The organism is Lysobacter panacisoli, assembly GCF_009765165.1.
Classification (GTDB): Bacteria; Pseudomonadota; Gammaproteobacteria; order Xanthomonadales; family Xanthomonadaceae; genus Lysobacter_J; species Lysobacter_J panacisoli.
On the sequence record NZ_VLNU01000001.1, the window covers coordinates 274,960 to 296,626 of the forward strand.

Annotated in this window: 20 protein-coding genes; 6 read left to right on the forward strand and 14 right to left on the reverse strand. The window is 69.2% G+C overall.

What is annotated here, in order from left to right; translation table 11 throughout:
- Nucleotides 1–36: 36 nt before the first annotated feature.
- The 4 genes from FOF45_RS01385 to FOF45_RS01400 form a co-directional block, all read right to left on the reverse strand.
- On the reverse strand, nucleotides 37–1,488 hold the full coding sequence (locus FOF45_RS01385; RefSeq protein WP_199244414.1) for a phytoene desaturase family protein: 1,452 nt from the start codon (nucleotides 1,486–1,488) through the stop codon (nucleotides 37–39).
- A gap of 13 nt (nucleotides 1,489–1,501) precedes the next feature.
- Nucleotides 1,502–3,265 carry a DUF885 domain-containing protein gene (locus FOF45_RS01390; protein ID WP_158982249.1) on the reverse strand — a complete coding sequence of 588 codons (1,764 nt, stop codon included), beginning with the start codon at nucleotides 3,263–3,265 and terminating at the stop codon, nucleotides 1,502–1,504.
- Between the two features lie 129 nt (nucleotides 3,266–3,394).
- Complete coding sequence (locus FOF45_RS01395) at nucleotides 3,395–5,050, reverse strand: PQQ-dependent sugar dehydrogenase (protein WP_158982250.1); 1,656 nt, start codon at nucleotides 5,048–5,050, stop codon at nucleotides 3,395–3,397.
- Between the two features lie 153 nt (nucleotides 5,051–5,203).
- Complete coding sequence (locus FOF45_RS01400; protein ID WP_158982251.1) at nucleotides 5,204–6,181, reverse strand: alpha/beta fold hydrolase; 978 nt, start codon at nucleotides 6,179–6,181, stop codon at nucleotides 5,204–5,206.
- Nucleotides 6,182–6,325: 144 nt separating this feature from the next.
- Here FOF45_RS01400 and FOF45_RS01405 point away from each other — a divergent pair, with 144 nt between their 5' ends.
- Together FOF45_RS01405 and FOF45_RS01410 are read left to right on the forward strand one after the other, a co-directional pair.
- Nucleotides 6,326–7,153, forward strand: a complete 828-nt coding sequence (locus FOF45_RS01405) for a helix-turn-helix domain-containing protein (protein WP_158982252.1) — start codon at nucleotides 6,326–6,328, stop codon at nucleotides 7,151–7,153.
- 88 nt (nucleotides 7,154–7,241) lie between these two features.
- Entirely contained in the window at nucleotides 7,242–8,126 is an 885-nt protein-coding gene (locus FOF45_RS01410; RefSeq protein ID WP_158982253.1) for a cytochrome c4, read from the forward strand.
- A 14-nt stretch (nucleotides 8,127–8,140) separates the two neighbouring features.
- Here FOF45_RS01410 and FOF45_RS01415 read toward each other — a convergent pair whose 3' ends face one another.
- From FOF45_RS01415 to hutU, 7 genes are all read right to left on the reverse strand, one after another.
- On the reverse strand, nucleotides 8,141–8,665 hold the full coding sequence (locus tag FOF45_RS01415) for a hypothetical protein (RefSeq protein ID WP_158982254.1): 525 nt from the start codon (nucleotides 8,663–8,665) through the stop codon (nucleotides 8,141–8,143).
- A gap of 71 nt (nucleotides 8,666–8,736) precedes the next feature.
- On the reverse strand, nucleotides 8,737–9,417 hold the full coding sequence (locus FOF45_RS01420; RefSeq protein WP_158982255.1) for a GNAT family N-acetyltransferase: 681 nt from the start codon (nucleotides 9,415–9,417) through the stop codon (nucleotides 8,737–8,739).
- A 60-nt stretch (nucleotides 9,418–9,477) separates the two neighbouring features.
- Nucleotides 9,478–10,926: an MATE family efflux transporter gene (locus FOF45_RS01425; protein ID WP_158982256.1), complete on the reverse strand. Its 1,449-nt coding sequence runs from the start codon at nucleotides 10,924–10,926 to the stop codon at nucleotides 9,478–9,480.
- An 82-nt stretch (nucleotides 10,927–11,008) separates the two neighbouring features.
- Nucleotides 11,009–12,169, reverse strand: a complete 1,161-nt coding sequence (locus FOF45_RS01430) for an AAA family ATPase (protein ID WP_158982257.1) — start codon at nucleotides 12,167–12,169, stop codon at nucleotides 11,009–11,011.
- A 124-nt stretch (nucleotides 12,170–12,293) separates the two neighbouring features.
- Complete coding sequence (locus tag FOF45_RS01435) at nucleotides 12,294–13,016, reverse strand: hypothetical protein (RefSeq protein WP_158982258.1); 723 nt, start codon at nucleotides 13,014–13,016, stop codon at nucleotides 12,294–12,296.
- 61 nt (nucleotides 13,017–13,077) lie between these two features.
- On the reverse strand, nucleotides 13,078–14,145 hold the full coding sequence (locus FOF45_RS01440) for a phosphotriesterase family protein (RefSeq protein WP_158982259.1): 1,068 nt from the start codon (nucleotides 14,143–14,145) through the stop codon (nucleotides 13,078–13,080).
- Between the two features lie 119 nt (nucleotides 14,146–14,264).
- On the reverse strand, nucleotides 14,265–15,929 hold the full coding sequence (gene hutU / locus FOF45_RS01445; protein WP_158982260.1) for a urocanate hydratase: 1,665 nt from the start codon (nucleotides 15,927–15,929) through the stop codon (nucleotides 14,265–14,267).
- A 169-nt stretch (nucleotides 15,930–16,098) separates the two neighbouring features.
- Here hutU and FOF45_RS01450 point away from each other — a divergent pair, with 169 nt between their 5' ends.
- Nucleotides 16,099–16,689 carry a TetR/AcrR family transcriptional regulator gene (locus FOF45_RS01450; protein WP_158982261.1) on the forward strand — a complete coding sequence of 197 codons (591 nt, stop codon included), beginning with the start codon at nucleotides 16,099–16,101 and terminating at the stop codon, nucleotides 16,687–16,689.
- A gap of 9 nt (nucleotides 16,690–16,698) precedes the next feature.
- On the opposite strand, the gene FOF45_RS01455 is transcribed toward FOF45_RS01450, so the two are convergent.
- From FOF45_RS01455 to FOF45_RS01465, 3 genes are all read right to left on the reverse strand, one after another.
- A complete protein-coding gene (locus FOF45_RS01455; protein WP_158982262.1) occupies nucleotides 16,699–17,151 on the reverse strand; it encodes a hypothetical protein in 453 nt (150 codons plus the stop codon).
- A gap of 8 nt (nucleotides 17,152–17,159) precedes the next feature.
- Complete coding sequence (locus tag FOF45_RS01460; protein ID WP_158982263.1) at nucleotides 17,160–17,498, reverse strand: hypothetical protein; 339 nt, start codon at nucleotides 17,496–17,498, stop codon at nucleotides 17,160–17,162.
- A 96-nt stretch (nucleotides 17,499–17,594) separates the two neighbouring features.
- Nucleotides 17,595–18,152 carry a YybH family protein gene (locus FOF45_RS01465; protein WP_233264021.1) on the reverse strand — a complete coding sequence of 186 codons (558 nt, stop codon included), beginning with the start codon at nucleotides 18,150–18,152 and terminating at the stop codon, nucleotides 17,595–17,597.
- 107 nt (nucleotides 18,153–18,259) lie between these two features.
- Between FOF45_RS01465 and FOF45_RS01470 the strand changes: the two genes are divergently transcribed.
- The 3 genes from FOF45_RS01470 (at nucleotide 18,260) to FOF45_RS01480 (ending at nucleotide 21,662) form a co-directional block, all read left to right on the forward strand.
- On the forward strand, nucleotides 18,260–19,510 hold the full coding sequence (locus tag FOF45_RS01470; RefSeq protein WP_158982264.1) for an alkaline phosphatase family protein: 1,251 nt from the start codon (nucleotides 18,260–18,262) through the stop codon (nucleotides 19,508–19,510).
- A gap of 86 nt (nucleotides 19,511–19,596) precedes the next feature.
- Entirely contained in the window at nucleotides 19,597–21,165 is a 1,569-nt protein-coding gene (locus FOF45_RS01475; protein ID WP_158982265.1) for a DNA-3-methyladenine glycosylase 2 family protein, read from the forward strand.
- The gene (locus FOF45_RS01480; RefSeq protein ID WP_158982266.1) at nucleotides 21,162–21,662 is read left to right on the forward strand and encodes a methylated-DNA--[protein]-cysteine S-methyltransferase; all 501 of its coding nucleotides are present in this window, start codon (nucleotides 21,162–21,164) and stop codon (nucleotides 21,660–21,662) included. The genes FOF45_RS01475 and FOF45_RS01480 overlap by 4 nt, the downstream gene beginning before the upstream one ends.
- The last annotated feature ends 5 nt before the right edge of the window (nucleotides 21,663–21,667 follow it).

Here is a 21,667-nt window from a genome sequence, read left to right on the forward strand (position 1 = left end):
CGACGACCGGGCTGACTCGCGGCCTAGCGCGGCCATTCATCCGCGCCCGAGCGCTTCATCGCCCGCGAACACGCCCGACCACAGCGAGGTCGCCACGCCGAACCCCGGATACGTGGTCTGCCCGGCGAGATACAGCCCGTCGATCGGCGTACGGTGCGGGAACTGCTGCTGCGGCGTCGCCGCAGGCGAGAGCCCGTACAGCGCACCCTCGTACAGGTGCAGGCGGCGGGCGTGCTCGCGCGGCGTGACGATGCGCGCCTGCGCGATGTCGAGCGTCTCGTGCCGGGCCAGCCGCGCGATGGCTTCGTCGGCCGCGCGCCGCGTGGTGTCCTCGTCCCAGGCATCCATCGGCAGGTCCGGATCGACGCCCGCGTACAGCTCGACCACGCTGCCGCCCTCCGGCGCCAACTGCGGCAGAACGGTGCTGGGCACGGTGTAGCTGAGCCATGCGCTGTCGGCCGGCAGCGGTCGGTGCATGCGGTGCTGCTGTTCCATCGCCGGCACGTGGTTGATGCAGAACGCCTCCGGCGCAAGCCGATTGCGCAATCCCAGCTGTACACCGAGCGCGCGGTGCGAGAGCGGCGCCTTGCGCGCGCGGCGACGCATCGCCGTCGGCACTTGGCCGGGATCGAGCAGGCGTTCGAAGGTGTTCATGCCGCCCACGGTGGACACCACCGCATCGAATGCGCGCTCCTCCTGCCCGGCGATGCGCAGCGCACGTGCGCGTCCGCCCTGCAGCTCGATGCGTTCGACCGTCGTGCCGAGATGGATGCGCCCGCCTGCATCGCGCAGGGCCTGCGCCAGTCCGTCCGCGATGGCGCCCATGCCGCGCTCGGGCAGATGCACGCCGTCCTCGAACATCGAGACGATGCCGACGATCTGGAAGATCGGCGTGCGTTCCGGCGCGATCCCGGTGTACAGCGCCGCCGCCGACATCGCCGCGCGCACGTCGACATCGTCGAACGCGCGCGTGAGTTCCTGCGCCAGCGTGCCGCGCAGCTGCGGCAGGTAGCGCCATGCGCTGGCAAGCACGTGGGTGAGCGACATCGGCCGGGTCAGCAGATCGTCGGCGAACACGCGCAGTACCGGCCGCCAGCGGTCGAGGAAACGCGCCAGTTCGGCATTGGCGGCAAGCGTGCGCGCCGCCTCGTCTGCACCCTCGATGCGCAGCGAACGATCCGGCCCGAGCACGACACGCGTCCCCGAATCGAGGACGCTCGCCTGCGGCACCTCGATCCGCTTCAGCGGCAGCAGCGCGGCGCGATCCAGCCCAAGCCGCGCGTACACCGAATCGAGCAACTGCGGCACGGCGAGGAACATCGCGCCTTCGTTGAACGTGTAGCCGCCGACGTTCGCGGTCGAGCAGCAGCCGCCCACGTCGTCGCGCGCTTCGAACACGTCGACCTGCACGCCCTCGCGCGCCAGGTGCAGGCCTGCGGCGAGTCCGGACAATCCGCCGCCGATGATGGCGGCGCTTTCGATGGTCATCGTCTGACTCCGATCAACGCGACGCCGCCGCGTTGGCCCGGCCCTGTTCGGCGATCCACGCCTGCACGCGCTCGCGCAGGTAGCCCAGCGGGACCACGCCGTCGCCAAGCACCTGCTGGTGGAAGGCACGGATGTCGAAACGCGGCCCCAGCGCGGCTTCCGCCTCGTGACGCAGCGCGACGATCTCCAGGCCACCGGAATCGTAGGCGGTCAGCTGGCCGGGCATCGCCGCGACGCGATCGACCATGTCGGCCGCGGTCTCGGGCGAGAAGCGCCCACTCTCGGCCACGTACTTCACCACCTGCTCGCGCGTCCAGCCATACAGGTGGATGCCCGGATCCAGCACCATGCCGCGCGCGGGCCACAGGCGCCGGCTGATCTGTGCGTAAGGCGTGGTGTAGATCCCGGCCTCCTCGCTCAGCGCCTCGGAATAGCGCGCCCAGCCCTCGACGTAGGCGGAATTGAAGGCCAGTGCCGACAGCGGATGGCGCTCGCCTACATCGCGCGCGGCGGCGAGCTGCAGGTGGTGGCCAGGCCAGGTTTCGTGCACGAGCGTGATCTCGGCCGCGCCGCGACGGTCCGCATCGGGATGGTCGAGGTTGATGCGATACACACCCGGCAGTTTCTCGTCGGGCTGCGGCTCGTAGTGCGAGCTGACACCGGTGTTGCGCTGCTCGGGCTTGAGCGGTTCCACCGCCGCCGGCTGCGCCGGCATCGCCGCGAAGTACGGCGCGCTCAGTTCGCGCGCGCGACCGAGCAGTCCGCGCGAAAACTGCAGCTGTTCGTCCGCCGAGGCGAAACGGTTGTCGCGCGCTTCGTCGACGCGTTTGACGATGGTCGGCAGGTCGCGCGTGTCGAACATCGTCTGGCCGAGCTCCTGCACGCGCGCGAGATTGTCGGCCACGGTGCGCTGGCCCAGTTCGAACACGTCCTTCGGCGCGCGGTCGAGCGTGGTGTACATGCGCAGCATCGCGCGATAGCAGGCCTCACCGTGCGGCATCGCGGACAGACCGAGCGTGTCGCGCGCCTTGGGCTGGTACTCGTCGACGAGGAAATCGCGATAACGCTTGAGCGCAGGCTGGATGTCCTGCGCGACGACGGCCTCGAAGTCCTTGGCGAACGCCTCGTCCTTCGCATTCCGCGCCGGCGCGTAGTACGGCGATTCGCGCGGCGATACGGCGAGCAGTCCGTCGAGCTGCTTGACCACGCGCGCCACCACCGCCTTGGGCGCGGTGTAGCCCTCCTTCATGCCGGTGCGCAGGTTGGCGATCTCGTTGGCGACGAACACCGGCAGCGTGCGCCAGCGCTTCAGCGCCTGCGCGCGTTCGTCTGCCGTCGCCACCGGCTGGCGGTCGGCCAGGTCGGTGAAAGTGTTCTGCCAACCGAACATGTGGTTGACGTTCCAGTTCTCGGCCTTGCACACACGCAAACCGCGGCTGGTATCCAGCAGGTCGCGCATCTGCGCGTACGCGAGCTTTGGCTGCTGTCCGTCGAGGCGGCTGCGATCGATGCGCTGCAGGCGCGCCCACAGCGTGTCCTCGCTCGCGTCGAGCTTCGCGTTGTCGGTCGCGGAATTTCGCGGCAGGTAGTCGTGGCGCTTGAGCGGCAGGACTTCGTAGTACGCCGGCGAAGGATCGTATTCGAGCGAGAGCGCGACGAACTCGTCGGCCATCGCCATCACCTGTTTCGAAGGCCCGTCCCGGTCGGCCGCATGCACCGTTCCCACCATCAGTCCCAACGACAACACGCTGCACCAACCGCCCGCGAATCGCACCATGACGAGGCTCCTGCCCAGGTAGTGCGTCGATGGTAGTGGCTGCGCGTGGCCGATGCCTGTGCCATCGGCCACGCGTTCAAGTCGCATGCTGCGAGAACCGCACCTGCTACATCGCCGATAACCGCGTCGTCAGTAGCCGCGTCGCGCGAGCCATCCGCGCAGCATGCGTGCGGCCATCGAGTCCGCGTCCGCGTCGTCGATGCGCTGCGGCGCGGCCAACGACATCGCCAGCGGCGCACCGCCCGGGACGGGTTCGATCACGAAGATCTCGCCATCGAAATCGACGATGTAGAGATTGCCCGCGCTGTCCGTGCCGAAGCTGACGACGTTGTTGATCGCGCCCACGTCAGGGGTGAAGTCGGCATTGCGCAGGCGGAAACTCGACGAGGGAATCGTGATGCCCGGCAGCATGCTCTCGATGCTGATCGACCACACGTTCGGCTGGATGAAGTCGGCGAAGATGTATTCGCCGCGCAGCAGTTCCAGCGGCCCGCGATAGACGTGGCCGCCAGTGACCGAGCTGCCTTCGCGCGGGCCGGAACCGTGGCGGTATTCGGCGGCGGGCGCCTTCAGGCCGATGGTCGATCCACCGCGGAGCGGTTCCGTGCCTTCCATGATCGGCCAGCCCAGGTTGGCGCCGCCGTCGGTGGGACGCAGCAGGTCGATCTCTTCGACCGTGTCCTGACCCACGTCGCCCACCAGCAGGTTTCCGGTGAGCGGATCGAAGCTGTTGCGGAACGGATTGCGCAGGCCGTAGACCCACACTTCCGGCGCGCCGCCGGTGACCGCGAACGGATTGCCCGCGGGAATCGCGTAATCGCGGTTCGGATCGCTGGGGAACGCATCGCTGGACGGATCGATGCGCAGGATCTTGCCGAGCAGGCGGCCGGTGTTCTGCGCGTTGTCGTCCGGATCGCCCGCGCCGCCGCCGTCGCCGGTGGCGATGTAGAGCAGGCTGTCGGGTCCGAAGCCAATCCAACCGCCGTTGTGGTTGGTGCGCGGATGGGGAATGCGCAGGATCGCGTCGCCGCTGGCCGGATCGGCCTGGTCGCGGTTGTTGGTCAGCGTCTGGTAGCGACGCACTTCGATGGTGCCGTCGGTGACGGTGAGATACACGTAGAAGCGACCGCTGGTGGCGAAATCCGGCGCGGTCGCGAAACCGAGCAGGCCGCGTTCGCCGTCGGTGGCGACCTGGCCGACGATGTCGAGCAGCGGCGTCGCGAGGATCGCCCCGGTGCTCGGCGTGAGGATGCGCACGCGCCCGGCGCGTTCGACCACGTACACGCGCCCGGAGCCGTCCGGCACGGGGGCGAGGAACATCGGGAAATTCATCCCGCTCACTACCCGGCGCACGCGCAGCGGCGAGCCGACGACATCGGTGACGGTGACCGCCAGCGCGAGCGTTCCGGTCTGCGTGCCATCGCTGGCGTTGATGCTCACCAGATAGATGTTGTCGTTGTTCGCATCGGCGGGACTTTCGAAGTCCGGCGGCGTGATGAACGACAACGCGCCGGTCGCGGTGATGCGGAAACGCGCCTGGTCGGCGCCGCCGCCCAGCGCATAGGTGACCGCCTTGCCTTCCGGATCGGTGGCGATGGCGGTGTAGAACACGCCGGTCGTGCCTTCGGGCACGGTCGCCGACGCGCTGGATGAAAACGTCGGCGCGAGGTCGGTCGGCGCGCGTATCGGCGTTTCGCTGCCGCCCCCGCCACCGCCACAGGCCGCGAGCATCGCGGCCACGCCCAGAACCCACACCCGTACCACCCCTCGAACGGTGTACTCCATGACATCGCTCCGTGGCCCCGCACGCCGGGACGGCGCGCCTGCGGTCGGGCGCTGAGCGTGGCAGATCCGCCTGTACATGGTTGTGAAGGCGTTGGCGTTCGTGCCGGCCGGCGGCTCCGTCCATCGGCGCGACGGGCCGCCGGTCCAGCGTGCTTACGCAACGCCCCACAACGCGCGCGCTTCGGCCGCGATGAGGTCGGGGAATTCCTCCGGAAAGAACAGCCGCGCCCCGTCCACGCGACGCACCCCGCGCGAATCGCCGAAGCTGGCGTCCAGGTGCTTCGCGCCACGTTCGCTGAAGATGGTGTCGCCGGTGCCCCAGACGATCCGCGTCGGCGCCCGGCTGGCCTTAAGCGCCGGGCCGATGCCGTCCAGCCAGTTGCGGTCGAGCGCGATGGCGAACGCGTTGGTGCGATCGGCGTTGCGCACCAGCGGGCCCAGATACGTGTCGATCGCCAGATCGCCCGGATTCTCCGCATGCGTGAAGGTCTGGCCGCCCAGTCCCTGCGGTGAACGCGCCAGCGCCTTGTCGGCCAGCCACGGCGCCAGCCATTCGGAAACGAAGCGGCCTTCGCGCGCGAGTGCGATCACCGGTTGCAACGCCGGTGGCGGGCATTCGACCTCCGAATCGCAATTGGTCAGCAGCAGCGAGCGCACGCGCTGCGGATACTTCGCCAGGAACAGCTGCGCCGCCTGCCCGCCGCTGTCGTTGGCGATCAGGTCAACGCGCTCCACCGAAAGGCGATCGAGCAGTTCGGCCAGCATCGCCACCTGCGCATCGGGCGCGAGGCTCTGGCCCGTCGCGACTTCGGTATAGCCCAGGCCGAGGAAGTCCGGCGCGATGCAGCGACGGTACGGCGACAGCCGCGCCAGCGCGCCACGCCACTGGAAGCCATTGAGCGGGAAGCCGTGCAGGAACAGCGCTGCCTCGCCCTGCCCGCGTTCGACGTACGCGATGTTGCCGAACGACGTACGCACGAAACGGCGCGCCGCAAGGAAGGCCGCCGCGTCCTGCGCGTCGGTGGTGGCGATGGCAGCCGGCGCGTCGCCGACGAACGACATCGCGCGACCGCTGGCCATGCCGGCCGCGATGGCGCCGACGGTGAGCCCGAGGAATTGCCTGCGTTGCATGGGGACGCTCCGTTCGGGGAAACGCTCCCCGATTCGGCGAGGATCATTCGCCCAACGCCGCACCGGCTCAACGAAGCGCGAGGTCATGCCGCCATGACCTGGCAGGTCATGGTTCCGCGTCGGCCGCCCGCTTATCCTCGCCGCATGGACCGTGCCGCCCTCGCCTCTCCCGCCCCCACCCGCCTGGGCGCGCTGCTGCGCGAATGGCGTGCCGCGCGACGGCTGAGCCAGCTCGACCTCGCGCTGGAAGCCAACGTCTCGCCGCGCCACCTGAGCTGCGTGGAAACCGGCAAGTCGCAGCCGAGTCGCGAGATGATCGCGCGGCTCGCCGACGCGCTCGACATGCCGCTGCGCGAGCGCAACGCGATGCTGGTCGCAGCCGGCTTCGCGCCGCGCTATCCCGAGACTGCGCTGGCAACGCCGGAGCTGGCGCAGGTGCGACGCGCGATCGAGTTCATCCTCGCCCAGCAGGAACCGTATCCGGCGTTCGTGCTCAATCGGCACTGGGACGTGCTGATGGCCAACGCCGCGGCGATGCGCGTCAACGGCTTCGTGATGCACGGCCGCCCCAGCGCGCACGCCAACATGATCCGGCAGATCTTCGATCCCGCCGACCTGCGCGGCGCGGTGGACAACTGGGAGGAAGTGGCGGGCGACCTGATCCGCCACCTGCACGGCGAGGTCGCGGCCGCGCCGTCCGACGACACCGCGCGGGCGCTGCTGGACGAGGTGCTCGCCTATCCGGGCGTGCCGGCGCGCTGGCGTCTGCGCGACCTCGACGCCGCGCCGACGCCGCTGCTGACCACCGTGCTGCGCCGCGACGAACATCGCCTGCGCTTCTTCTCCACCATCACCACTTTCGGTACGCCGCGCGACGTGACCCTGGAGGAGCTGCGCATCGAATGCTGCTTCCCGGTCGACGAGGCCACCGCCGCGCTGTGCCAGCAGCTGGCCCGCGAAAGCGCCGGCTGAACCTTCGCTCGATCGCCGCTGTCCTGTCGCGCCGGCCCTTGCCGTAATCGGCTGGCACATTCATCGGAAAGCGACGGACATGCGGCGTGTGGCGAAGTGGATCGGGCTGACCCTGGTCGTGGTGGCAGTGGCGGTGGCGGGCGTGTTCGCGACCGCGTGGGCGCTCAGCGAACAGGCGCTGGGCAGGACCTGGCCCGTGCAGGATCCGCCGCTGGCGCAGGCCGTTGCTGGCGCATCGCTCGAACACGGCCGGCATCTGTTCGCCACGCGCGGCTGCAGCGACTGCCACGGCGCGGACGGCGCTGGCAAGCTGCTGATCGATGCGCCGAACGTGATCCGCATCGTGCCGAGCAACCTCACCCGCAGCGTGCGCGATCCCGCGTGGACCGACGATGCGTTCGCCGCCGCGATCCGCCACGGCGTGCGTCCGGACGGCACGCCGCTGATGATCATGCCCACCGGCGACTACACCGACCTGGACGACCACGACGTCGCGTCGATCATCCGCTACCTGCGCACCCTGCCCGAAGTCGCGAACGAAGCGGACCGCACGCAGGTTCGCCCGCTCGGCCGCGTGCTGTACCTGTTCGGGCAGTTGCCGCTGGTGCCGGCCGAACGCGTCGATCACTCGCCGCGCGAGCGCAAGGCGCCGCCGGCAGCCGCGGACGCGGCCTACGGTCGCTACGTCGCGCAGGTCTGTACCGGATGCCACCGCAGCGATTTCTCCGGCGGCCTGGTCCTGGAACCGGGCACGCCGCCGTCGGCGAACCTCACGCCGCATGCCAGCGGACTGGCGTCGTGGAGCGAAGCGGATTTCCTGCACGTGATGCGCACGGGCCAGCGCCCCGACGGACGCGAACTGCACCGCATGATGCCGTGGCGGTCGTACAGCCGGATGCAGGAAGTGGAACTGCGCGCGATCTGGGCCTATCTGGATTCGCTACCGCCGCTGCCCAGCCACAAGCGCGGCTGAGCGTCGCCGCGCGCTCAGTCGATGCGGTAGACGCGCGCCTTCGGCATGTCTTCGTCGACCTGCAGGAACCAGCGTCCCGCGACGCCCGGAATCACCATGATCTCCGGCGATTCCAGTGTCTTCGGCAATTTCAGCGCGCCCTTGAGCACCTTCCACTGCTGGCCGTTCTCCAGCTCGAACACGGTGCCTGGCGACCAGCCGCTGACCGGTCCTTTCAGGCGGCTGCGCACGGGCTCGTCGTTGAATCCGATCAGCGAGGACGGATCGCGACCCGCACCGTGGGCGTCCGCATGCGCGGGACTCGCGGCCGTCGTCGCCGCCACGGCGGCGGGCGCCGCGACGGGCGCGACCGGCGTCGTCTCCTGCGCCTCGCGCAGCATCCGGTTGAGCTGCTCCAGCTGCACTGGCGTGAGGCCGACGCTGCGCAACTGATCCGCGCTCAGGCGCTGCTCGATCGGCACGTAGGACTGCGCGGCGGCGATCGCGGGAACGAGCAGCGCGAACAGCACCAGCGCGGCGCGCAGGAGGACAGGCTTCATCGGCACGGACTCATGACATCGGTCCGACGACTGTGCTGCACTTTCGTGTCCGCGATGTGACAGCGCGCCGTTCAGGCATGCCGCTGCAGCGACCAGAACGGGATCTCGCGGCGCTGCGTATAGCCGCTGCGCAGGTACAGATCGACCGCACGCTGGTTCTCCTGCGCGACGTGCAGGTACGGCGTGCGTCCGCTGGCGAGGATGTCGTTGCCGAGCATCGCCAGCAGCCGGCGCGCGTAGCTGCGCCCGAGGAAATCCGGATGCGTGCAGACCGCGCTGACTTCCTGCCATTCGGGCGTGCCCATGCGCTCGCCGATGATCGCGGCCAGCCGGCCTTCCTGGTAGATGCCGAAGTAGCGTCCAAGCGACATCGTGTACGGACGGAAGTAGTGCGGATACACCAGCGCGGTCAGGTCGAGCACGTCCTGCCGGTGGGCCTCGCCAAGCTCGATGATCTCCGGCCCGTCGACCTCTTCCACCGGTTCCACGCACACCATCTGCGCGAGCATCGCCAGCAGGCGCGTTTCGTAGCCCTCCGGTACCTGAGGCAGCACGCCGAGCAGCAACGTGGTCTCGCCGGGTTCGAGCAGTGCCGGCAGCGCCTCGCGCGTGTCGACGCCATCGTGCGCGACGCCGATGAACGGCGCGATCTGCGCGGGATAGCGCGCGACCTCGCCGTGCGTGCGTGCGATCGCGCGGTGGCGGGTGTTGAGCGTGTTCCAGATCGGGTTGTCGAGGACGTGCGGGGCCATGCGGATGCGCCTGCCGGGAAAGCTCCAAGCAAACGCATCCGCCGCGCCCGCGTCAAGCCGTCATACCTGCACGGTCTTCCATTTGCCGCGCGAGAACAGCCACAGGGTGAACAGGCCGACCGAGGTTTCCGAGACGAACACGCCCCAGAACACGCCCGAATGCTGCCAGCCCAGCGAGATCGCCAGCGCGTACGACAGCGGGATCTGGATCAGCCAGAAGAACACGATGTTGATCTTGGTCGGCGTGACCGTGTCGCCCGCGCCGTTGAAGGCCTGCACCGCGACCATCCACCAGCCGTAGACGAAGTACGAGTACGACAGGATCCGCAGCCATTCGCTGCCGACCGCGATCACTTCCGGATCACTGGTGAAGAACGCGATCAACTGCTCGTGGAAGATGAAGAACGCCACCGACACCAGCATGGTGAAGGCCATGTTGTACCAGCCGATGCGCCACACCGCCGCTTCCGCGCGCTCGGCGTGGCCGGCGCCGAGGTTCTGTCCGACCAGTGTCGCCGCCGCGTTGGACATGCCCCAGGCCGGCATCAGCGTGAACATCATGATGCGGATCGAGATGGTCGCGCCGGCCACCGCATCGCTGCCGATGCTGGACAGGATGCGCATCAGGAAGATCCACGAGGTCATGGACACGAGCATCTGGCCGATGCCGCCGAGCGACGTTCGGATCACGCTCCACAGCACCGCACCCTGCCACGCCAGCTGCGAAGCGGCCACGCGGATGTGCTTGCCGCCGCGGAACAGCACCCACAGCTGCAACGCCACGCCCGCGCCGCGCCCGATGTTGGTCGCGATGGCCGCGCCTTCCACGCCCATCGCGGGGATCGGGCCGAGTCCGAAGATCAGCAGCGGGCACAGCAGGATGTTCAGGCCGTTGGCGAGCCACAGCACGCGCATCGCGATCGCTGCATCGCCCGCGCCGCGGAAGATCGCGTTGATGACGAACAGCAGCATGATCACGGCGTTGCCGCCGAGCATCCACTGCGTGTAGCGATACCCGTGTTCGATGCTCCACGCGTCGGCGCCCATCAGCCGCAGCAGATCCTGCGGGAACACGATGCCCACCACCGCCACCGGTACCGACACCAGCAGCGCGATGAAGATCGCCTGCACCGCGGTGATCGCCGCTTCCTCGCGTTTGCCCTCGCCGATGCGCCGCGCGACGATCGCGGTGATCGCCATCGCCAGTCCCATCGCGATGGAATACAGCAGGAACAGGTAGGTCTCGGTCAGGCCCACCGTCGCCACCGCCGATGGGCCGAGTTTGGCGACGAAGTAGATGTCCACCACCGCGAAGGTGGACTCCAGCACAAGCTCCAACACCATCGGCACCGCGAGCAGGAACACCGCGCGGCGCAGCGGGATCTTCGTGTAATCCGCATTGGTGCCGCGGATCGCGTCGCGCAGCTCGGACCAGAGCGAGTGGGACGTCTCCGCGACGGCGCCGCCGTCCGTCGATACGACCGTGGTGCGGTCCTGCTCGTTGTTCATTCGCATCATCCTGTTGCGGCGCGAGACGGCCGCTCATTTCCTTGACGAACCACGCAGGGCCGGATCGACAGATCCGGCGCGTTCAGCGTTCCGGCCAATGCCAGGCCGGCGCATCCAGCAGCCCCTGCCCCAGCAGCGTGGTCTGACTGAACGCCTTTTCCAGCTGCAAGGTATTGCAGTCGGGCTCCGCTTCCAACGCCGCGATCAGGCGTGGCGCATGCGACACCACCCACACCTGGCAGCGTCGCGACGCCGCCGCGATCAGGCGGGCCAGCGCCGGCAGGAGGTCGGGATGCAGGCTGGTCTCCGGTTCGTTGAGCACCATCAGCTCCGGCGGCCGCGGCGTGTGCAGCGCAGCGATCCACAGCAGGTAGCGCAACGTGCCATCCGACAGTTCCGCCGCGGACAAGGGCCGCAACAAGCCTTCCTGGTCGAAGTGCAGGAGGAAGTGACCATCGTCGCCCTGGATCGTCACACGCGCGCCGGGAAACGCATCGCGCACCGCATCGTCGAGCGACTCCGCATCGCCGATCTCGCGGATGGTCTGCCATGCGGCGGCGAGGTCGCGGCCGTCGTGGCTCAGCACCGGTGTGCGCGTGCCGAGCTGCGGCAGGCGTGCCGGTGCTTCGTGGTCCGAGCGGAAGTGGTCGTAGAAGCGCCAGCCACGGATACGCTCGCGCAGAACCAGAACCTCAGGCGCCGACGCAGGATCGGCGACGTGGTCGAACAGGCTTTCGAATCCGCTCAGGTGTTCCGCCGCGATGCGCCAGCCACGCCCTTCGCGCACACGCACGACCGGCCCGTGGCGATCCACCAGCACGTTCGCGCTGCGCAGGAACGGGCCGCTCCAGATGACTTCGCGCTTGATCTCCGGATCGCGCGCGAACGCGGAGTTCGACGGTATCGGCAGACCCAGGTCGATGGCATAGCCGAACTCGTCGCCGGCGAAGCCCAGTCGCAGCGACACGCGCTCCTGCCGCACCGAGCCTTCCACCGGCACTTCGCCGCGCTGCATTCGCGCGGACAGGCGCTCCGGCCCCGCCCACAGCGTCGAGGCCAGCCCACCTTCGCGCGCCAGCGCGGGAATCACGCCACCGCGCGCGGTTTCGGCGAGCAGCCGCAGCGCGCGATACAGGTTGGACTTGCCGCTGCCGTTCGCACCGGTGACCAGGTTGAGGCCGGTCATCGGCACGACCAGCTCGCGCAGCGAACGGTAATGGGCGACGGCGAGTGTGGTGAGCATGCGGTTCCCTGCGTGGTGCACCGGCACGGATGCACGTGGTCCATTCCCGCGCGTCCGCGCAGGCACCACGATCATCCTGCCATGCCCCTGTCGCAGGAATTGCGACGTGCGGGCGCGAACCCGCTTACGCCAACCCACCCCACCAGCGCGCGAAGTCCAGCCATGCCGCCGAACGCGGCAGCACCTGCATCAGCCCGAACTCGATCGCGAACAGCACCGCGAGCACCACGAAGGCGCGCTGGCCGTGGCGTCCGCGGTCGCGCCAGATCAGCACGCCGAGGATGAGGAACAGCAGGCCGAAGCTGATCAGCGGAATCTTCGGTCCCAGGCTCGGCATCGTCGTGGCGAGCAACCGCGCCAGCGCCGGATCGATCAGGGTGAACGCGGTGCCGACCATGTAGCGCGCGTGCAGCGCGGTGTCGTGGCGATACGCGATCGCCAGCGCCCACGAGATCAGCAGGATGGTCGATGCGGACAACGCGAGGTAGAGGATGAACGACTGGAAGCCGAGACTCTGCGGCGTCGCCGCGCCCATGCGCAGGCGCGACAGCCATACGCAGGTCAACACGATCATCGGCACCAGTACGTACGAGAACTTGCCGACCGTCCGGTGCAGCGCCATCCGCCGCGTACGCACAAGCCACGGCTGCACGAACAGCATCGCGAACCACGACAGCATCAGCCCCGCATGCAGGTGCGTGACCGCGTCGGCCTCGCCGAAGCGCCGCACGTAACTCGGCCAGAACCCAGCCACCGCCAGCGCCAGCAACGCCCAGATCCAGATCGTGCTGCCCGTGCCCCACAACCCCGGCCGACGCGCCGCGCCCGCATTCGAGATGACCGCCATCGTCCACGCTCCACGAAACCGTCGCCATGAGAACGACGATGCGGGGAAGAAGCGGACAGGCTCAGGCGGCGCGGCGCGACCGGACCCGCACGGCGAAGGCGTGCGCAGGATTGCGCACGAACAGCGTACCGATCGCGTCCTCGTCGAAACCGTTTTCGCGCAGGGCCGGAATCAGCGAAGTGAACAGCGGATCGAAGGGCTTGAACTCGCCGACGCGCGGCTGGCCCGCGTTGTACCAGCCCGCATCCTGCGAAACGAGGACGCGTTCCAGCAGGCCGGCCTCGCGCATGCGACCGATCATCGCCACGTATGCCCCGGCCGGCCCCGGACGGTAACCGTCGAACGACACCCATGCGCCGCGCCGGCCGGCCTCGACGTGGTGGCGGCCGTCGGCTTCGTTCTGCGCATGCACCCAGATCCACGCCGACGGCGAAAGGCCTTCGCGTTCGAGCAGGTCGAGTTGGGCGAACGCACAGCGTGCATTGCGACCGGGCTCGACCTCGGCCCACGGACCGGTGTGCGCGGCGACGACAAGGCCGGTTTCGAGGTGCGTACGGGCGGCGGCGCGCAGGATCCTGCGCTCGATGTCGTCGAGCGGATCGTTCTCGATGCCGAGCTTGATGAGCCCCGGGCGCACGCCGGTGCCATCGATGCCGTCGCGCCATTCGCCGATCCAGCGCCGAGCAAGCGAGCCCTCATCCTCCTCGCGCACGTAAGGCGGGATGAAGCGCCCGCCCGCCGACACGTATGCGCCGGTAGTCGTGAGCACGTTCAGGCCACTTTCCTGCGACAACCGCCGCAGCAGCGCTGGCTCGCGCCCCAGCGTGGTCGCCGTGCAATCCACCAGCGTGCGGCAGCCGAGGCTGCGGATCCGTTGCAGGTACGGCAGCACCACGTCGACGACGTCATCGGCGTCGGGCGGCATCGGCGTGGCGATCTGCTCGGCGTACGGGCGCAGGTCGGCGTAGAGGTGCTCGTGCGCGAGCGTCATGCCCATCGCGTCGGCGTCGATGGGACCGGTCACTGTCATCACCGATCCGTCCCGTTTCCCGCCGGTGCTCATGCAACCGGGCAGCGCCAGCGCGAACGACGATGCCCCCAGGGCGTGGAGGAATTCCCTGCGGTGCATCGGACGAGGCTCCAGTCGGGATGACGGGGACCGATCCTAGCGCCATCGATTGGTTGCCGCCGAAACGAAAAACGGCCCGGTTGCCCGGGCCGTTCGCGATCACCGGATGCGAAGGCGCATCACAGCATCGGCAGCTTGAGCCCCTGCTCCCTGGCGCACTGTTTCGCGATGTCGTAACCCGCGTCGGCGTGGCGCATGACGCCTGTACCGGGGTCGTTCCACAGCACGCGGGCGATGCGCTTGTCGGCTTCCTCGCTACCGTCGCATACGATGACCACACCGGAATGCTGCGAATAGCCCATGCCGACGCCGCCACCGTGGTGCAGCGACACCCACGTCGCGCCACCGGCGACGTTGAGCATCGCGTTGAGCAGCGGCCAGTCGGACACGGCATCGCTGCCGTCCTTCATCGCTTCGGTTTCGCGGTTGGGCGACGCCACGCTGCCGCTGTCGAGGTGGTCGCGGCCGATCACGACCGGCGCCTTCAACTCACCATTGCGGACCATCTCGTTGAACGCCAGGCCCAGCTTGTGGCGCAGACCCAGGCCGACCCAGCAGATACGCGCCGGCAGGCCCTGGAAGCTGATGCGCTCGCGCGCCATGTCGAGCCAGCGATGCAGGTGCGCATCGTCGGGGATCAGCTCCTTCACCTTGGCGTCGGTCTTGTAGATGTCCTCCGGATCGCCGCTCAGCGCGACCCAGCGGAACGGACCGACACCGCGGCAGAACAGCGGGCGCACGTAGGCCGGCACGAAGCCCGGGAAATCGAACGCGTTCTCGCAGCCTTCGTCCTTCGCCATCTGGCGAATGTTGTTGCCGTAATCGAACACCGGGATGCCCATGTCCTCGAAGGCGAGCATCGCTTCGACGTGCACGCGCATCGACTTCTTGGCGGCGTCGCGCACGCGGCCGGGATCTTCGGTCTGCATGCGCTGCCACTGCTCCACGCTCCAGCCGATCGGCAGGTAACCGTGCACCGGATCGTGCGCGGAGGTCTGGTCGGTCACCGCATCCGGGCGCACGCCGCGACGCACGAGTTCGGGCAGGATTTCCGCGGCGTTGCCGAGCAGCGCGATCGAGCGCGCTTCGCCGGCCTGCGTGTACTTCTCGATGCGCGCGAGCGCGTCGTCGATGTCGCTGGCCTGCTCGTCGACGTAGCGCGTGCGCAGACGCATGTCGATGCGGCTCTGCTGGCATTCGATGTTGAGCGAGCATGCCCCCGCCAGCGATGCGGCGAGCGGCTGCGCGCCGCCCATGCCGCCCAGGCCGGCGGTGAGGATCCACTTGCCCTTGAGGTCGCCACCGTAGTGCTGGCGACCCATCTCGACGAAGGTTTCGTACGTGCCCTGCACGATGCCCTGGCTGCCGATGTAGATCCAGCTGCCGGCGGTCATCTGGCCGTACATCATCAAGCCCTTCTTATCGAGAGCGTTGAAGGTTTCCCACGTCGCCCAGTGCGGGACGAGGTTGGAATTGGCGAGCAGCACGCGCGGCGCGTCGGGGTGCGTGGGGAACACGCCGACCGGCTTGCCGGACTGCACCAGCAGCGTCTCGTTGTCCTCCAGCTCGCGCAGCGACTTCAGGATCGCGTCGTAACTTTCCCAGTCGCGCGCGGCGCGGCCGATGCCGCCATAGACGACCAGCTCGGTCGGATTCTCCGCGACCTCGGCGTCGAGGTTGTTCTGGATCATCCGGTACGCGGCTTCGCTCAGCCACGACTTGCAGGTCTTCTCGGGGCCGCGCGGCGCACGGATGACGCGGGAGGGATCTTTGCGGGTGGACATATCGGAACTCCGGCAGGCGACGGGCCGGCCGCGCGCGGCGGCGTGGCGATGGAAGGCGTGGACGGAATTATCGCGCCGGTGTCGCGGTGCGGAATCCGCTTCCAGCGTCCGAGGCGCCCCTGGAAGGGCCGAACTCCCGATCGACGGCGCTTTTGTTTACGCTGTACACATGCCACGCCCCGCCACTACCGCCGATCGCATCCTGCGCGCCGCGCGCACGCTGTTCGAACGCGAGGGTGCGGCGGGCGTGAGCATGCGCCGCGTCGCGGCGGCAGTGGGGTTGTCGCCGATGGCGATCTACCGGCACTTCCCCAATCGCGAAGCGCTGCTCAAGCGCATCGGCGACGACAGCTTCGATGCGATCGCGCGTCACTGGGACGCGCGCGGACGCGGTGGCGACGTGCTCGAACGCCTCGTCGCCGTGCAGCGCATCTACCTGGACTACGCGCTGGCGCATCCGCATCTGTTCGACCAGGCGTTCTCGATGCCGCGCAGCGATGCGCGGCGATTCCCCGAGGATTTCCGCGCGCGCCGTTCGCCCACGCTCAATGTCGTGGCCGATGCGGTGGAGGACGCGATGCGCGCCGGCGTGCTGCGCGAGGACGACGTGTGGGACGTGGCGATGACGCTGTGGGCGCACACGCACGGGCTGATCGCGCTGTATCGCGCGGGGCGCTTCAACCTGGACGAGGCCGCGTTCCGGCGCACCTATGAGGCGTCGTTGCAGCGGTTGCTACGAGGATTGCTGGCGAGCGCGTGACCGCGCGACTCAGCGCGGCTCGATCGGGAGAGCCTTCACTTCGTTCGGCGGCGGAGGCGGCGGCAGGCCTTCCACCTCGAGCTGTTGCTGCTGCTGTTCCTTGCCCGCACGCCAGCCGTCGTGCTCGGACTGGCGCGCGTCGAGCTGTTGGCGCAACCGGGTCTGTTCGGCCGGCGTGGCCGACCCGCGCTCGCGCTCGATGCGGGCGCGGTCGACCGCCATCTGGTCGTCGCCACGCTTGAGCTGGTTCTGCAGCGTGTCGCCCTGCACGCGGCGGCTGGCGGCGTCGAGGTCGCGGTTGAGCCTGTCGACCGACTGCGCTTCACGCGAACGGTCCACGCCGACCTGCGACGGCGGCGGCGTGACGCGCGTCGGCATGCGCGGCGGCTGTTGCGCACCGACAGGCACGACCATCGACAGCGCGATCAACGTTGCCAGCAACGCGATAGGCGAGGTCCGCATCGCGTGGCTCAGTGCACCGACGGGTCGACCGCGCGCAGCGCGTCGGCGAGGTTGGTGCGGCCGGTGCTGTCGAGCGTCTCGCGATCGTAGGCGCGGCCGACTTCCGCACAGCGCGACTTGCGGTCGGCGGAGCGGATGCGGCTGCCGGTTTCGCGCAGGCACTTGGAATCGTCGATGCGCGGCTTCTCCTTCGCATCGGCGGCGGCTTGTGCGTCGGCGTTGGCCTGCGTGGTCTGCGCCTGCGCCGATGCGTCGGCCGTCTGCGCGGACGCGACGAACGCACTGGTGCCGAGTAGACCGGCCAGCGCGATGGCGATGAGGGTGCGGTTGCGGGTCATGCGATTCATGGCATCACCTGGGGAGGACGGCAGTCGCCGTAGCCTCACCATACGCCGCCCGTCGCCCACCGGCCGTGACGCGCGGCGGTGGCGTTTAGGCCCACGTCAGGCTTGCGGACACTGCGCCTTGCGGCCCGCGCGGAAAGCCACCGCATCGGCCTCGCTGACCGGCTTCGGGTCGACGCCATCGTCGAAGAGCACGCGCCAGACGCCGTCCGCGCCACGGTGCCAGACGGAATGGAACGCGCCGATGCGATAGCGCTGCGGGGACTTCGGATCCAGGTCCTCGAACAGCGAAGGCCCGCTCGACCAAGCGATGTCGCCGACACCGCCGTCGGCCGATGCCGCGATCGTCGTGCGCGTGGGATACCACTCCAGCCTGAGACGTTTGCCTTCGATGATCCCGCTCCAGCGCTTGGCGATGTTGTCGCGAGCGCGCGTGGGTTCGGGCCGGCTCGCGCCGAACGCGGCGTCACTCTCCAGGTGAGTGGCGAAGGCGGCGGCATCGTGCCGTGCGACCGACTGCGCGAAGCTGAGTTCGCGTGCCCACACCTCGCATTCGGGTGCGCTCATGCGCGCGACGGGCGCCGTGGCAGGCGCCTGCGCGCCGGCGACCGTCATGAAGGCAAGCATCGGCAAGGCGGCGATCGCGAAAGGCTTCATGGCGCACTCCATCTGGGTGGACACGGCAGCGGCCACTATTGGCAAGGCGGGTCCGCGCCGCCAGCGACTAAAGTCATGCCGCAACAACTCGTGGCTATCATCGGACGATGCGTCTTTCCCGTTCCGCGGCCCTGTCCGCCTGCCTTGCCCTCGCCGCCTGTTCGGCGTCCGTTCCGACCCGCCCCGCGACGTCCACGACTGGACGCCCGGATGCGGTGGTGCTCGTGTCGATCGATGCGTTCCGCGCCGACTACCTGTCGCCGCAGGACACGCCGCGCCTGCACCGCATCGCGGTCGAAGGCGCGCAGGCCGATGGCATGTTGCCGTCGTATCCCTCACTGACCTTCCCCAACCACTACACGCTGGTCACCGGCCTGCGTCCGGACCGCCACGGCGTCATCCACAACCGGATGGCCGACGGCGAACTGGGCGGCTTCGCCGTCGCGGACCGTCGCGCGGTGGACGACGGGCGCTGGTGGGGCGGCGAACCGATCTGGGTCACCGCCGAGAAGAACGGCATCCGCAGTGCGAGCTGGGCCTGGCCGGGCAGCTCGGCGAGCATCCGCGGCGTGCGCCCGAACCAGTGGGTCGCCTACGACGATAAGGTTCCGCCGGAGCGCCGTGTCGACGAGGTGCTGGGCTGGCTCGATGCCCCGCCGTCGCAGCGACCGGGCCTGGTGTCGCTGTACTTCGAACAACTCGACAAGGCCGGCCACGACCACGGCCCGGATTCGCCGCAGGTGCGGCGCACGCTGCAGGAGATGGACGCCGCGATCGGCCGCCTGTACGACGGGCTCGCCGCGCGCGGAATGCTTGATCGCGTCGATCTGGTCGTGGTGTCCGACCACGGCATGGCGACCGTCGGTCCGGACCATGCGATCGGCGTCGAACAGATGATCGGCCCGCACGATGCGCAGGCCGTGTCGGACGGCCAGTCAATCGGCTTCGTGCCGGTGCTGGGGCGCGAGGCGATCGCCGAACAGCGCCTGCTCGGCCGCCATGCGCAGTACGAATGCTGGCGCCGCAGCGAACTGCCGGCGCGCTGGCACTACGGGCGCAATCCACGCGTTCCGCCGATCGTGTGCCAGATGGACGAAGGCTGGGATGCTCTGTATCCGGACAAGCTCGCGCGGCGTTCGCCGCAGGCCACGCGCGGCTCGCACGGTTTCGATCCCGCGCTGCCGTCGATGCGCGCCCTATTCGTCGCACGCGGACCGTCGTTCGTGCCGGGCGCACGCGTACCTGCGTTCGACAATGTCGATGTCTATCCGTTGTTGGCGCACCTGCTCGGCATCGCACCGGCGCCGAACGACGGCGACCTCGCTCCGCTGCTGCCGATGCTCCGTACTGCCGAATAGGCGCGGCGACGGACCGTCCAGGCCCGTCCCACGTCCGTGTCCGAATCCGGCGAGTCCGTGCAACGGCACGGTGCTAGCCTGCGTCCATGCACCGTTCCCCGCCCCCGCACTCCGACGCCCTGCCCGCCTGGCATGTCTGCGAACAGGCGCGCCGCTCCCGCGATGCGCGTTTCGATGGCCTGTTCTTCACGGCCGTGTTCAGCACGCGCATTTACTGCCGTCCGGTATGTCCGGCGACAACCGCAAAGCGCGTCGAGTATTTCCGCCATGCCGCAGCCGCCGAAGCGGCGGGTTATCGCCCGTGCCTGCGCTGTCGCCCGGAACTGTCACCCGACGACGGCAGTTGGCGTCGCGGCGATGCCGCGGTCGCGCGTGCGCTCAAGCTGATCGATGACGGCGCGCTGGCCGAACAGCCGTTGTCGGCGCTGGCACAGCGCGTGGGACTGGGCGAGCGCCAGCTGCGCCGGTTGTTCGTCGATCGCGTCGGCGTCGCGCCGATCGGCGTGCACGGCACGCGCCGGCTGCTGTTCGCCAAGCAGTTGCTGACCGAAACGCGCTTGCCGATCACCGAAGTCGCACTCGCCTCGGGTTTCGGCAGCCTGCGGCGTTTCAACGACGCATTCCGCAACGCCTACCGCATGCCGCCGCGCGACCTGCGCAAACGCGACACGACCACCCAGGATGCCGGCGAAGCGCTGGTGCTGCGACTGGGCTACCGCCCGCCGTACGACTTCGCGGCGATGCTCGACTTCCTGCGTGGACGTGCGCTGCCGGGCGTGGAAGCAGTGGACGAACACAGCTACGCGCGCGTGATCGGCCCGGCCGATCGGCCCGGCTGGCTGCGCGTGAGCGCGTGGCCGGGCAACGAACACGCGCTGCGCCTGGAACTGCATGGCCCCGCGCCGGCGCGTTTGCTCGAGATCGTCCAGCGCCTGCGCCGGATGTTCGACCTCGACGCCGATCCGCAGGCCATCGCCGCTGCGCTATCGGTGGACGCGCGTCTGGCGCCGCTGCTCGCACAGCGACCGGGCCTGCGCTTGCCGAGTGGCTGGGACGGATTCGAGATCGCGGTGCGCGCGATCATCGGCCAGCAGGTCAGCGTCGCCGCTGCGCGCACGCTGGCGACGCGGCTCGCGCAGCGCTACGGGCAACCACTCGTGCAACCGTTCGCGCCGGGACTGACGCATCTGTTCCCGACGCCGGAAGACCTGGTCGATGCGGACCTGACGCAGATCGGTCTCATCCGCGCACGCGCGAACACGGTGCGTGGCGTCGCCCGCGCGTTGCTCGACGGGCACGTGGATTTCCGCTCCGAGCGCACGCTCGAAGACCTCACCGCGCGCTGGGTCGCCTTGCCCGGCATCGGTCCGTGGACGGCGCAGTACATCGCGCTGCGTGCGCTCGGACATCCGGACGCGTTCCCGGCGGAAGATCTGGTGCTGCAGAAGATGGTGCCCACCGACGGCTCGCGCTTGAGCACGCGTGCGCTGCGCGGTCGCGCCGAGTCGTGGCGCCCGTGGCGCGGTTACGCCGTCATCCACCTGTGGCGCGATGCGGCGATGCAGGCACCCGCGCGCCCGGTCGCGGCGAAACAGGCCTCGCCCACGCGCACACGCACGCGTCGCAACGCCGCGACGGCCGAGGCGACGCCGTGATCCGCTACACGCACGTACCCAGCCCGGTCGGGCCGCTGTTGCTGGCCGGAAGCGACGACGGCCTGCATCTGATCGAATTCCACACACCACGCCATCCGATGGCGCGCCTGGCGGACTGGACGCCCGGCGAATGCGAGGCCATCGCGCTCACGGCGCGACAGCTCGAGGAATACTTCGACGGAACGCGACGCGAATTCGACCTGCCGCTGGCGCCGCGCGGCACGGAATTCCAGCGCGATGTCTGGAACACGCTCGCGTCGATTCCCTACGGCGAGACGATCAGCTACGCGCAGCTGGCGCAACGCGTGGGGCGACCCAGCGCGGTACGCGCGGTCGGTGCGGCGAACGGGCGCAACCCGCTGCCGCTGGTGCTCCCGTGCCATCGCGTGATCGGCAGCGACGGCAGCCTCACCGGTTTCGGCGGTGGTCTGCCAACCAAGGAATTCCTGCTGAAACTGGAAGGCGCGCTGGCGCGCGACGCGGACCTGTTCGGCTGACGGCG